The following is a 14,219-nucleotide window of genomic DNA, read 5'->3' as shown; positions in this document are numbered from 1 at the left end:
GAAGAGGAGGTTGCCATTTGGCAGCCTTTTTTAATGAGTAAAAATATAAAGCAGTCTTATTTACTTGGAAAATTCAGAATGGTAAAATAATATATAAATCGTTGTATGAAAATTGCATGTTCATTAACTAGGAAATGTAATAATAGGATAAGCCTTCTTCTTTGTAAAAATTGGCGAAACGCTTCATACTATGGTAATGTTTATAGGGATAAAGCAATATGCTTTTTAGTAGGACAAAAAGAAATATAAAAAGGGAATGTCTATTTGTGTGGGGAAGACTTCATTCTTATAGATGATTAGATTGGTTACTCAAGTTTCAAAGGACAAGTTATCTCTCAAGCTATCTAACCATTTTTGAGATGGGTCTAAGCGCATTAAAATGGACTATAAAGTGTGTATAGTTAAGGGTGAAAGGAGATTACCGATGAACGAGCAACAACGATTAGCAAGTCAACAAGTGAATTCCTCTACGAAAAAAGAAGAGAAAGATTATAGCAAATACTTTGAAAGTGTATACCAACCACCTTCCTTAAAAGACGCGAAAAAGCGAGGGAAAGAAGAAGTTAAAATTGAACGGGATTTTGGCTTACCTGAAGAGTTTCGCAATTTCGGTACAGGAAGAAAGTTTTATATTCGTACATATGGTTGTCAAATGAATGAGCATGATACAGAAGTAATGGCGGGTATTTTCACTGCACTTGGATATGAACCAACCTTTTCAACTGAAGAAGCAGATGTAGTATTATTAAATACTTGTGCTATTCGTGAAAATGCTGAAAATAAAGTGTTCGGTGAACTAGGGCATTTAAAGGCACTAAAACGAAGAAATCCTGATCTTTTAATTGGTGTATGTGGTTGTATGTCCCAAGAGGAATCTGTTGTAAATAAAATTATGCAAAAAAATCAGCATGTAGATATGGTGTTTGGAACGCATAATATTCATAGATTACCGTACATTCTAAAAGATGCAATGTTCTCGAAGGAGACGGTAGTTGAAGTTTGGTCCAAAGAAGGAGACGTAATTGAAAATCTTCCGAAAGTACGTCGTGGTGATATTAAAGCTTGGGTAAATATTATGTATGGCTGTGATAAGTTCTGTACATATTGTATCGTACCGTATACACGCGGAAAAGAGCGAAGCAGACGTCCAGAAGACATTATCCAAGAGATTCGTCATTTAGCTGCGAATGGTTATAAAGAAATTACGTTACTTGGACAGAACGTAAATGCATATGGTAAAGACTTTGAAGATATAGAATACGGTCTTGGCGATTTAATGGACGAGCTCCGTAAAGTTGATATTGCCCGTATTCGTTTTACAACGAGTCATCCACGCGATTTCGATGATCACTTAATTGAAGTGCTTGGAAAAGGTGGCAACTTAGTAGAACATATTCACTTACCAGTTCAATCTGGAAGCACAGAAATGTTAAAAATTATGGCGCGTAAATATTCACGTGAGCATTATTTAGAGCTTGTAAGAAAAATTAAAGAAGCAATTCCAAACGCGGTATTAACAACTGATATTATCGTCGGTTTCCCGAATGAAACAGATGAGCAATTTGAAGAAACGATGTCGTTATATCGTGAAGTAGGGTTTGATACTGCCTTTACCTTTATTTATTCTCCGCGTGAAGGTACACCAGCTGCAAAAATGAAAGACAATGTACCGATGGAAGTAAAGAAAGAACGTCTTCAACGCTTAAATGCATTAGTAAATAAATTGGCAATTGAAAAGAATAATCTTTATAAAGGTCAAATTGTAGAAGTGTTAGTTGATGGAGAGAGTAAAAATAATCCAGAAGTACTTGCAGGTTATACTCGTACAAATAAACTTGTAAACTTTGTTGCTCCAAAGTCTTTAATTGGTCAGCTTGTGAAAGTAAAAGTAACGGATGCAAAAACTTGGTCTCTTAACGGAGAATTAGTTGAAGAGCCGATTGAGGTGGAATAATAGATGAAAGTATATTCGAAAGATGAAATTGTTGAGCAAGCGAAAGAATTAGCAAAAATGATTTCTGAAACAGAAGAAGTTGATTTCTTTAAGAAAGCAGAGGCACAAATTCATAAAAATGAAAATGTGAAGCGCGCAATTGATGAAATTAAAGCACTGCAAAAACAAGCAGTAAACTTGCAACATTACGGGAAATGGGAAGCTTTGAAAAAAGTAGAAGCTGAAATTGATGCCCTGCAAGATAAGTTAGATAGCATCCCAGTTGTACAAGAATTTAAATCTTCACAAACATATGTAAATGACTTACTACAGCTAGTTGCAAGTACGATTTCTAACAACGTAACAGATGAAATATTAATTTCAACTAATGGTGATGTATTGAAGGGTGAAACGGGCGCAGCGGTAGAAAGTAAAAAAGGAAATTGTGGTTGTTAAAGAGATGTCGAATTGACATCTCTTTTTTTAGTGGATTAAACGTAAGTTCTTCTCAAAAAAAGAATGACACATTCCGCTATTGTCACGCATATGATTAAGTGAATAGTGATTGAGGAGGGTTACGAATGTCCGAATTTAGAGAGATTATTACAAAAGCAGTGGTTGGAAAAGGACGTAAGTATACAAAGTCAACGCATACATGTGAATCAAATAATGAGCCAACAAGTATTTTAGGGTGCTGGGTAATTAACCACTCGTACGAAGCAAGAAAGAATGGAAAACATGTGGAAATTGAAGGTTTCTATGATGTGAACACTTGGTATTCATTCGATGGCAATACAAAGACAGAAGTTGTAACAGAACGTGTAAACTACACAGATGAAGTAAGTATTGGATATCGTGATAAAAACTTTTCTGGTGATGATTTAGAAATTATTGCTCGTGTCATTCAGCCACCAAATTGTTTAGAAGCTCTTGTATCACCAAATGGTAATAAAATTGTTGTAACGGTAGAACGTGAATTTGTAACAGAAGTAGTTGGCGAAACGAAAATTTGTGTAAGTGTAAACCCTGAAGGTTGCGTGGAATCAGATGATGCTTTCCAAATTGAAGATGATGAGTTTGAAGAGTTAGATCCGAACTTTATCGTTGATGCAGAAGAAGAGTAATAGAAAGCTAGGGAGAAGTTCTTCCTAGCTTTTTACTTTACATAAGTGGTGCTTAGATGAACATGATTGCTAATGAAATGTGCTATAATGAAGAAAGACTCCTGAAATAGGAGATAAGAGTGTCCGTGAAATGTGACATATATGAATATAGATTATTATGTAAGAATTATGGAGGATAAGTATGACGCAATATACGCCTATGATACAGCAATATTTAAAAGTTAAGGCAGACTATCAAGATGCCTTTTTATTTTTCCGCTTAGGTGATTTTTATGAAATGTTCTTTGAGGATGCGGTTAAAGCAGCCCACGAACTTGAAATTACATTAACGAGCCGAGACGGTGGTAGTAGTGAACGTATACCGATGTGCGGTGTACCGTATCATGCGGCTAAAAACTATATTGAACAACTTGTTGAAAAAGGATATAAAGTAGCGGTTTGTGAGCAAGTAGAAGATCCAAAAACAGCTAAAGGTGTAGTGCGCCGTGAAGTCGTACAATTAATTACGCCAGGAACGATGATGGAAGGGCGTACGATTGATGAGAAAGAAAATAACTTCTTAGCCGCATTAACACATTTTGAAGATGGGTCATATGCGTTAGCTTGTAACGATTTAACGACTGGACAAAATACAGTAACGTTATTGACTGGTTCAGTAGAAGATATTTTATTAGAAGTGTATGCAACTGGTTCGAAAGAAATTGTTGTAGATTCTTCCTTTTCTAAAGATGAACTAAACAAGTTAACGGAAACGTTAAAAATGACGATTTCATATGAAGATGCAACGGCAATTCCTGAAGGGCTAGAACATCTTGTGAAAAATGTTTCACAAGCAAAGTTAATTAAAGCAGTTGGGCGCTTATTTAACTATGTAATAAGAACGCAAAAACGTTCATTAGATCATTTGCAGCCTGTGGAAATTTATTATACGAATCAATTTATGAAGATTGATGTGCATTCAAAGCGAAATTTAGAGCTGACAGAAACACTTCGAACGAAAGAAAAAACAGGATCATTATTATGGCTATTAGATAAGACGAAGACTGCTATGGGTGGTCGTATGTTAAAACAGTGGATGGAACGTCCACTTATACAGAAGGAACGAATTGAAGAGCGTTTAGAAATGGTTGAAACGTTTGTAAATGATTACTTCTTGCGTGAAGATTTAAAAGAAAAGTTAAAAGAAGTATATGATTTAGAACGTTTAGCAGGGAAAGTTGCATTTGGTAATGTGAATGCACGGGACTTATTACAGTTAAGACGCTCGTTACTGCAAGTGCCAGCTATTTTAGAAGCGATTAGTTTGTTAGATAACGCGTATGCAGCGAGATTAATTCAAGGTGCAGATCCATGTGAGAGCTTAACAGAATTACTAGGAAGAAGTATTCAAGAAAATCCACCGCTTTCTATTAAAGATGGAGATATTATTAAAGATGGTTATAATGACAAGCTTGATCAATATCGTTACGTGAGTAAAAACGGAAAAACGTGGATTGCTGAGCTTGAAAAACGAGAGCGTGATATTACAGGAATTAAATCGTTAAAAATCGGATACAACCGTATTTTCGGGTACTACATTGAAGTAACGAAAGCGAACCTTGGAGCATTACCAGAAGGCCGCTATGAGCGTAAACAAACGCTTGCTAATGCGGAACGTTTCATTACAGATGAACTAAAAGAAAAAGAAACATTAATCTTAGAAGCAGAAGAAAAAATTGTACAACTAGAATATGATCTATTTACAGCACTTCGTGAAGAAGTAAAAGTATTTATTCCGAAATTACAGCATTTAGCGAAAGTAATCAGTGAATTAGACGTAATGCAAAGTTTTGCGACAGTGAGTGAAGAAGAACAGTTTGTAAAACCTGTACTAACAACGAAGCGCGAAATCTTTATTAAAGATGGTCGTCATCCTGTCGTAGAAAAAGTATTGAACGGGAAATTGTATGTACCGAATGATTGTATTATGCCAGAGAATATGGATGTATTTTTAATTACAGGGCCGAACATGTCTGGTAAAAGTACGTATATGAGACAATTAGCACTTGTAACAGTTATGTCGCAAATCGGTTGTTTCGTACCAGCAACAGAAGCAGTGTTACCTGTATTTGACCAAATCTTTACGAGAATTGGCGCGGCGGATGATTTAATTTCAGGTCAAAGTACATTTATGGTCGAAATGTTAGAAGCAAAAAATGCAATTGCAAACGCATCAGAAAGAAGTTTAATTTTATTTGATGAAATTGGACGCGGTACATCTACGTATGATGGTATGGCACTTGCGCAAGCAATCATTGAACATATTCATGACCAAATTGGTGCGAAAACGTTATTCTCTACGCATTATCATGAATTGACTGTGCTAGAAGACAGTTTAGATCAACTGAAAAATGTGCACGTTTCAGCTATTGAAGAGAACGGAAAAGTAGTATTCCTTCATAAAATTCAAGACGGGGCAGCTGATAAAAGTTACGGAATTCATGTTGCGCAACTTGCGGAGCTTCCAGATAGCTTAATCGCTCGAGCGAAAGAAGTGTTAGCGCAATTAGAAGGACAGGAAGAAATTATTATTCCGAAGCGTGTAGAAGTGAAAGCGCAAGAGCAAGAAGTAATTCCAGAACCTATAGTTGTAAAAGAGGAATCAATAGAAATAGAAGAAACGAAGGTAGACAATGAAGAAGAATCACAACTATCATTCTTTGGCGCAGAGCAATCTTCGAAAAAACAAGACAAACCAGTTCTAGATGCAAAAGAAACGGCAGTGCTGACGCAAATTAAAAAAATTGATTTACTTGATATGACACCTTTAGAAGCGATGAATGAACTGTATCGCTTACAGAAAAAGTTAAAGAAAGGATGAGTAAGTAGATGGGGAAAATTCGCAAACTCGATGACCAACTCTCTAACTTAATTGCGGCAGGGGAAGTAGTAGAGCGCCCTGCCTCAGTCGTAAAAGAACTTGTGGAAAATTCTATCGATGCGAATAGTACATCTATTGAAATCCACTTAGAAGAAGCTGGTTTATCGAAAATTCGCATCATTGATAACGGAGATGGCATTGCAGAAGAAGATTGTATCGTTGCTTTTGAACGACATGCGACGAGCAAAATTAAAGATGAAAACGATCTGTTTCGCATAAGAACACTCGGTTTCCGCGGTGAGGCATTGCCGAGTATTGCCTCAGTTAGTGAATTAGAATTAATCACTAGCACCGGTGATGCTCCTGGTACACACCTTATTATTAAAGGTGGAGACATTATAAAGCAGGAGAAAACAGCGAGCCGAAAAGGAACAGATATTACAGTACAAAACTTATTCTTTAATACACCAGCGCGTCTTAAATATATGAAAACTATTCATACAGAGCTTGGTAATATTACAGATATCGTATATCGTATTGCAATGTCACACCCAGAAGTATCGTTAAAGCTATTTCATAATGAAAAGAAATTGCTTCATACATCAGGAAATGGTGATGTAAGACAAGTACTTGCATCGATTTATAGCATTCAAGTTGCAAAGAAGCTTGTTCCAATTGAAGCTGAATCTTTAGATTTCACAATTAAAGGTTATGTAACATTACCAGAAGTAACGAGAGCATCTCGTAATTATATGTCAACAATCGTAAATGGCCGTTACGTTCGAAATTTCGTATTAATGAAAGCTATTCAGCAAGGATACCATACATTATTGCCAGTAGGACGATATCCAATCGGTTTCTTATCAATTGAAATGGATCCAATGCTTGTTGACGTTAACGTACATCCAGCGAAATTGGAAGTTCGTTTTAGTAAAGAACAAGAATTGCTAAAGCTAATCGAAGAAACATTGCAAGCAGCATTCAAAAAAATACAGCTCATTCCAGATGCAGGTGTAACAACGAAGAAAAAAGAAAAAGATGAAAGTGTGCAAGAACAGTTTCAGTTTGAGCATGCGAAGCCGAAAGAACCATCTATGCCGGAGATCGTTTTACCGACGGGCATGGATGAAAAACAAGAAGAACCGCAGGCTGTGAAACAGCCAGCACAGCTTTGGCAACCACCGAAGCAAGAATGGCAACCACCACAGTCGCTCGTGAGAGAAGAACAAAGTTGGCAACCATCTACAAAATCGATAATAGAAGAACCGATTCGAGAAGAGAAATCGTGGAACAGTAACGATGAAGACTTTGAATTAGAGGAATTGGAAGAAGAAGTTCAGGAAATAGAAGAAATCGAAATGAACGGTAATGATTTACCGCCGCTTTATCCAATTGGACAAATGCATGGAACATATATTTTCGCTCAAAATGATAAAGGCTTATATATGATTGACCAGCATGCCGCGCAGGAACGTATTAATTATGAATACTTCCGTGATAAAGTAGGAAGGGTAGCGCAAGAAGTACAAGAACTACTCGTACCATATCGTATTGATTTATCTCTTACTGAATTTTTACGTGTTGAAGAGCAACTAGAAGAGCTAAAGAAAGTCGGTCTATTCTTGGAGCAATTCGGCCATCAATCCTTTATCGTCCGCTCTCATCCAACTTGGTTCCCGAAAGGACAAGAAACAGAAATTATCGACGAAATGATGGAACAAGTCGTTAAACTAAAAAAAGTTGATATTAAAAAATTACGTGAAGAAGCAGCCATCATGATGAGCTGTAAAGCTTCAATTAAAGCAAATCAATATTTAACGAACGATCAAATATTTGCTTTACTGGAAGAACTTCGTACAACAACAAACCCGTACACATGCCCGCACGGAAGACCGATTCTTGTGCATCATTCTACTTATGAGTTGGAAAAGATGTTTAAGAGGGTTATGTAGGGATAATATGATTTAATAAAAAGAAGCGATGAAATAAATCGCTTCTTTTTTGTTTGAATTTAGTCTAAAAGTTTTTCTTTTTGTTTAATAAATTCTGCATCTGTAATGATTTTTTTATCTTTTAAAATCGCTAATTTTTCAATTTCATCTGCGACAAACATGTTGTTAGGAAGAGGGGAAATATTTGTCTGTTCCTGACTGTCATTCATATATTCTTGGATGATTGAATCTATTATCTGTGGTTGCATAATTTTGGATTCGATTTTTTGATAATATGCTGGAGTGTGTATTGCAAGTCTTATATTCTCTAGGGCCTGTGTAAGGTGTCGGGTGTCCTTTAATTGGGACGAAAACATTTCTTCTAAAACCCCTTGACGGATAGGTGCCCAAATGAAAAATATAATTATTAGTATAAGAGAACTAATTCCAAAAAAATAGCCTATTGCTTGAGAAACATCATTAAATATTTTATTAGTAGGATTATTAATCCATTGATTGAGTGCTGTCCAAGCAGGAATGATAAATAGTAAAGCTAATCCACCATAGGTTGAAAGGATGGATGCCCATCCTTTTTTCTCGAGTTGGTCAATACGATTATGAAAAATGTCTATTAAAAAGTCTAATGTTTTTTCATCTGTTTCTGGTTTACCAGTTAATATGTTGTTTTGAGTTAAAAAAGATTTGATTATTAAACTAATGGATTCATTCCAATAAGGGCTTTTAACTTCTATCTTATATTTTTTATAAGCCTGATTTTGGGCAGGTATCATCACTGTTTTTTTGAAAAGTTGAAAAAATGTCAAGACAATTAAACAATATATAGTAAGGTGTACAAAAGGGTTATATAAAATAGTTTTATTATTATTTGTCGAAAATACAGCGTAAAGATATAATCCTATAAAAATTAAAGAAATAATGGCGAAAATAGATTTAAAAATTTTATATTTTAAAGAAATAGGTTTATATATTAAATTCCAGCTAGTTAGTTTATTTTTATAAAAGTCTAGTAATTGATTTTCAATCAAAGTTAATCATTCTCCTGTTCAAATTGTGTATTTTTAAAGGTAGTATATCATAATAATAAGAGTAATTAGTAATATTTGGAATATATTAGTAAAATAGTGTTAAAATGTTATTTGATTATTAATGGATCAGATAGGGTGAACTATTTCATTATAAGAACATTTGGTATTAGGGGATTCCCATTTTTTATAAATAGACTACTAGTTTAGACAAATTACCACAATGCTTATAAAAGAAAAAATTAAAATCAGTTACTCTTCAGACTAGCGTTGATACTTTGGATGATGTGATTTGTGAATATAAAAGGGAAATTGATTATATTTATGTTCCTATTCATAAGAATTTATAATGGGAGGAACCATATGGACAAGCATCTACCAAAAATAGACGATATTAAGCACCGAGTAAAGGAATTGATCATAATTTATATAGAGAAGTTATTCCTCAAAAGAGCACAATTCTAAAACAAGAATTGTGCTCTTTATTTCAGTTCATTATTAGTATCAATTTAATCAAAATTTATTCGATATTTACAAAAACTTATGTGTTTTCTCATCTTCTCTATATAACTAAATCGATAAATAGTTCGATTTTAAATTAGGTAACAACGATTTCATTTGGAGTAATCGCAATTTTAAGTCCAAACAAGGCGCCAGTAATAGCAAGTGTCGAAAAATCATGTGAATCCACAGTTTCACACATGTTATATTTAAAAATTGTATGAACTTTAAATGTTTTAGAAATAGAATACGAAAAACATATGAGGAAAAGATTAAAGTTCCGTGAGAGAAGAACTTTTTCTTTGACCATATGTTTTTTCTTTTCCTTATAGAATCCTTATAATTATCATTTATTCTAGAATTACAATATGCGAGGAGGAAGTTTAGGATGAATGAGATTATGTTAGAAACAAAAAATCTTTGTAAAACATTTAGAAAGCAAAGTGTGGTACAAAATATTTCGCTTTCTGTACCGAAATATTCAATCTATGGATTGTTAGGTCCTAATGGAGCGGGGAAATCGACCACTTTAAAAATGATAACAGGCATGCTTACACCTACTTCTGGTGAGATTTACTTTGATGGTCATAAATGGACGCGGCACGATCTACATTCTATTGGTGCTTTAATTGAGTCTCCTCCGCTTTATGAAAATTTAACAGCAAGAGAAAACCTGCAGGTTCGTACGACTGTTTTAGGTTTGCCTAAATCAAGGATTGATGAAGTATTGCATATTGTGGAGCTAGAGAATACAGATAAGAAAAAAGCGAAGGATTTTTCTATGGGGATGAAGCAACGATTGGGAATTGCGATTGCATTGCTGAACCATCCGAAATTTTTAATATTAGATGAGCCGATGAATGGACTGGATCCTTTTGGAATTCAGGAATTAAGAAAACTCATTTTATCCTTTCCTGGAAAAGGAATTACGGTCATTTTATCGAGTCATATTTTAAGCGAAGTAAGTCAAATTGCAGATCATGTTGGGATTATATCAGGTGGTGTATTGGGGTATCAGGGGAAATTGAATAAGAATGATGACTTGGAAGATTTATTTGTACAAGTGGCTGGAAAGTATAGAAGGGAGGCATAAGAAATGAATCTATATATTGCATCTGAAAAAATTAAAATTAGACATACTTTTTTGAATAAACTTATCTGGCTAGTTCCATTTGCTACAATACTAATTGCCTTTTTATTATCGGCGGATTATTTTCAATTATCTAGTTACAACTGGTGGTACATTACGATGCTTCCGGGAATGGTTTCTTTAAGTTGTGTACTTCTTGCGGAGAAAGATAAAAAAATGAATAATCGTTCCATTTTATCGTTACCAGTTTCATTAAAACGAGTGTGGATTTCTAAAGTATTACTAATTTTAGGGATTTTGAGTTTTTCATGCATACTGTTTTTCTGTGGAATCGAGTTATCTAGTTTACTAGTAAATAAAGAGAATTTCCGCATCATTCCTACGGTAAATGCACTATTAGGAAGCGTTCTTTTAATCGTTACTTTTATGTGGCAAATTCCAATCTGCTTGTTTTTAGGTAACAAAATAGGTCTATTTCCGACGCTTCTGTTGAATGTAGGGGCAAATGGAATTTTTGGAGTTGTATTGGCAACAAAAAATATTTGGATGATTAGTCCATACACATATCCAAGTAGACTGATGATTCCTATTTTGAAAATACTACCAAATGGTTTGTATGCAGAAACCGGAAGTGTAACGTTTAAACCAGAACTACTTTCCTACGATGTGATTTTGCTAGGCATAGTAATTTCTGTTGTGTTGTTCCTGTTATTCACTTATGTGACGGCAAAGTGGTTTGAAAAGCAGGAGGCAAAATAATATGGTGGTTTTGTCGAGGATATTAAGAGCTGATTTTATAAAAATGAAACACACGATTTTTTTCTGGATACATGTAGCGATGCCAATCATCGGTATTGCTCTTTTTTTAGTTATTATTCCTTTTCAAAATTTGATTCTATAAATAAAGTTTCAGGCTATATACAAGTATTATCGATATCTTTTCCGTTGCTAATTAGCATAGTGTGTTCTTCTGTCGTGGAACAGGAAGCTTTGGCAGGAAATTTTAAAGAACTTTTATCAACGGAATACGGAAGACGTAAAGCGTTAATTAGTAAAGTATGTTTACTTTTAATATGTGGGTTTTGTTCCACTATGTTGGCAGTCGTTGGGTTTGCGACAGGTTTTCATTTTCTGTTAGGACAAAATGAAATTCCATTTGCTTTGTATGTTGAAATTTCATTCATTCTTTTTAGTTGTCAAATCTTTATGTATATATGGCATCTGTTCTTAAATTTTCGCTTTAGTAAAGGTGTTTCCATTGGGATTGGAATTATAGAAAGCTTGTTGGCAGCTTTAATGCTTACAGGGATGGGGGATGTGATTTGGAAATACATGCCATGTGCATGGGGCGCGAGATTATGCAATTATTTTTTGGGATACAAATTAAGTCCTAGTTCTATTCGTGTCTTACCAGTAGAGGCAGCAACTGGAGCAGTGATTTGTGTTTGTTTTACGATCATTGCATTTGTTATTTCCCTTATGTGGTTTTCCTTTTATGAAGGACGCAAAGAAATGTAAGTGTAATTGTATTATAATGGAAGAGTGGGGAGGGATTCTATATGGCAAGAATATTAGCAATTGATGATGAAGACGGCATCCTTTACATTATAAAAAGTGCTCTAGAGAAAGAAGGTCATGAGGTAACTGCTGTTAGTAATCCTCTTACTATACCAAAGGAAAAATTTTGTCATTTTGATTTAATTCTGTTAGATGTCATGATGCCAGAAATAGATGGTTTTACACTTTGTAAGGAAATACGGGATTTGGTTGATAGTCCAATTGTATTTCTAACAGCCAAAACAATGGAGAAGGATCTAATCACAGGGCTTAGTCTCGGTGGAGATGACTATATTACAAAACCTTTTGGAATTGGAGAACTGCGTGCAAGGGTATCCGCGCATGTAAGGCGTGAGCATAGAGAAAAGTAAAATGCATTTTTCCTGTCAGGTCTTACATTTCATCTGTCATGTAAAGAAATATGGCATGACGATACATCTATCGCATTTACGAAAAGTGAGTATGGAATTTGCGAATATTTAGCTTTGAATCATGGACAAGTATTTTCAAGAGAAAAGATTTACGAAAATGTTTTTGGTTATGAGGGAGAAAGTGATAACCAAGTAATTGTGGAACATATTAAAAATATCCGTCATAAATTATCTAAGTATGGCATGAATCCAATAGAAACAGTATGGGGAATTGGTTATAAATGGAGAAAATGAAAAAGCAAGTCAACCTTAGTAAGATTTTAATACAGTATATTTTTGCATTTTCAATAGGGACGATTGCTTTAGTGACTTTTTTTATGATTCTATTCCAAGTTGGAGTTAACGCAGAAATAATCTTACCAGCAAATTATTATGAAAAACAGATTGAGTCACAAAGAGATGCTATAGTTAAAGCGGAACAGGAAGATGATCGAATTTTAAAACAATATAAATATGCTCTGTATGATTTTTCAGGAAACGTTATACAAGGGAGTATTAATAAAGATTATGCCGGACAAATATGGAATAACATACATAATGATGAAAAAGGTGATAGTAAGTACTACTATGCAGTTATAGAACGTGATAAAGATATTTGTGTCATTCTATATACGTTACATGCTACTTTTAAAAATCCTTCTTTGCAGAAGTATTTACCGAGTCCGGAAGTTTGTGAAATTGTTCTTTTTATTCTACTATTTGTTGCCGAAGTGATATTTCTATCTCGCTCTTTTGGTAAATCATTGTCAAAGGAAATGATGATTTTGAGAAAGGTAACAGATAAAATTCAAAAGGAAGATTTAGATTTTCAAGTGGAACAATCTAAAATAAAAGAAGTGAATGAAGTATTAACTTCTTTAGTAAAAATGAAAGATGAATTAAATCATTCGTTACGTACACAGTGGAATATGGAAACAAATAGAAGAGAGCAGATTGCTGCTTTGGCACATGACATTAAAACGCCGTTAACGATATTGAGAGGGAATGCAGAGCTATTAAATGAATCAACGCTAGATTCAAATCAGAAGAAATGTAATAAGCATATTTTGAAAAGTATTGATGAGATGGAAATATATATGAAATCTTTACTCGATATTACGAAATGTGAGGAAGGCGCTCCACTTCAATTCAAGCAAACAGACCTCCACGACTTTATTCATAATATTATAGAAGAAAGTGCAATTTGTGTTTTAGGCAAACAGTTAAATCTAATTGAAAATGTTCAGGACATACCAAATTTTATTCCTATTGACGAGACCGCTTTGAAAAGAGCAATTATGAATATAATGATGAATGCAATTGAATATTCTCCAACAAAGGGTGACTTGATGTTCTCAGTGGAAATGATTAGTGAAAAACTGCAATTTATTGTAGAGGACTCGGGAAGAGGGTTTACAGAAGAGGAAATGCATTCAGCTACAGAGCAGTTTTATAGGGGAGATAAAAGTAGAAACTCCAAAGATCATCATGGAATGGGGTTATACATTGCTAAAAGCTTTGCAAAGCAACACGGTGGAAATCTTTACTTAAGTAATTCGGAAAAGCTGCATGGTGCAAAAGTTGTTTTGGAAATATCAGCGTAGTAGAGAGGGGGCAGATTATAACAATTCGCTCCTTTTTAATATAATTCTGTTACAACTATATGTTAAAAATTCATTTATAAACTAGAGATAACCTCAACCTATTTGTAATTTATATGTACGTTCTTAATTTGTTTGTAAGGAAAGAGGTTTTTAATTTACAGACTTA

At 34.4% G+C, this 14,219-nt stretch carries 9 protein-coding genes and 2 pseudogenes; 10 read left to right on the top strand and 1 reads right to left on the bottom strand.

Features of this window, described 5'->3' with window-relative positions:
- Positions 1-424 precede the first annotated feature (424 nt).
- The 5 genes from miaB to mutL all read left to right on the top strand — a co-directional run bounded on the left by miaB (position 425) and on the right by mutL (position 7,869).
- Positions 425-1,954: a tRNA (N6-isopentenyl adenosine(37)-C2)-methylthiotransferase MiaB gene (miaB, locus tag MR147_RS15075; protein WP_242304488.1), complete on the top strand. Its 1,530-nt coding sequence runs from the start codon at positions 425-427 to the stop codon at positions 1,952-1,954.
- 3 nt (positions 1,955-1,957) lie between these two features.
- Positions 1,958-2,389, top strand: coding sequence for a YlbF/YmcA family competence regulator (locus MR147_RS15070; RefSeq protein WP_000870462.1), 432 nt, complete (start codon positions 1,958-1,960; stop codon positions 2,387-2,389).
- Between the two features lie 125 nt (positions 2,390-2,514).
- The gene (gene cotE, locus MR147_RS15065) at positions 2,515-3,057 is read left to right on the top strand and encodes an outer spore coat protein CotE (RefSeq protein ID WP_001288798.1); all 543 of its coding nucleotides are present in this window, start codon (positions 2,515-2,517) and stop codon (positions 3,055-3,057) included.
- 181 nt (positions 3,058-3,238) lie between these two features.
- Positions 3,239-5,917: a DNA mismatch repair protein MutS gene (gene mutS, locus MR147_RS15060; RefSeq protein ID WP_242304486.1), complete on the top strand. Its 2,679-nt coding sequence runs from the start codon at positions 3,239-3,241 to the stop codon at positions 5,915-5,917.
- Between the two features lie 8 nt (positions 5,918-5,925).
- Positions 5,926-7,869 (top strand): DNA mismatch repair endonuclease MutL, encoded by a 1,944-nt coding sequence (gene mutL / locus MR147_RS15055; RefSeq protein ID WP_000516473.1) that lies wholly within the window; start codon positions 5,926-5,928, stop codon positions 7,867-7,869.
- Between the two features lie 59 nt (positions 7,870-7,928).
- Here mutL and MR147_RS15050 read toward each other — a convergent pair whose 3' ends face one another.
- Positions 7,929-8,894 (bottom strand): SHOCT domain-containing protein, encoded by a 966-nt coding sequence (locus tag MR147_RS15050; protein WP_242304485.1) that lies wholly within the window; start codon positions 8,892-8,894, stop codon positions 7,929-7,931.
- Between the two features lie 886 nt (positions 8,895-9,780).
- On the opposite strand from MR147_RS15050, the gene MR147_RS15045 reads away from it, so the two are divergent.
- From MR147_RS15045 to MR147_RS15025, 5 genes and pseudogenes are all read left to right on the top strand, one after another.
- Positions 9,781-10,485, top strand: a complete 705-nt coding sequence (locus MR147_RS15045; protein WP_001002802.1) for a lantibiotic protection ABC transporter ATP-binding protein — start codon at positions 9,781-9,783, stop codon at positions 10,483-10,485.
- A gap of 3 nt (positions 10,486-10,488) precedes the next feature.
- Complete coding sequence (locus tag MR147_RS15040) at positions 10,489-11,241, top strand: lantibiotic immunity ABC transporter MutE/EpiE family permease subunit (RefSeq protein ID WP_074606225.1); 753 nt, start codon at positions 10,489-10,491, stop codon at positions 11,239-11,241.
- Between the two features lies 1 nt (position 11,242).
- A pseudogene (locus MR147_RS15035) lies at positions 11,243-12,000 on the top strand (lantibiotic immunity ABC transporter MutG family permease subunit).
- A gap of 41 nt (positions 12,001-12,041) precedes the next feature.
- Positions 12,042-12,704 (top strand): annotated as a pseudogene (locus tag MR147_RS15030) (response regulator transcription factor).
- A complete protein-coding gene (locus MR147_RS15025) occupies positions 12,692-14,053 on the top strand; it encodes a HAMP domain-containing sensor histidine kinase (RefSeq protein WP_242304483.1) in 1,362 nt (453 codons plus the stop codon). The pseudogene MR147_RS15030 and the gene MR147_RS15025 overlap by 13 nt, the downstream one beginning before the upstream one ends.
- Positions 14,054-14,219: the final 166 nt, after the last annotated feature.

It is taken from the genome of Bacillus cereus group sp. BfR-BA-01350, assembly GCF_022663775.1.
Taxonomy (GTDB): Bacteria; Bacillota; Bacilli; order Bacillales; family Bacillaceae_G; genus Bacillus_A; species Bacillus_A paranthracis.
Note: the sequence above shows the minus strand (reverse complement) of the source record. Positions and strands in the feature narration are given on the sequence as shown.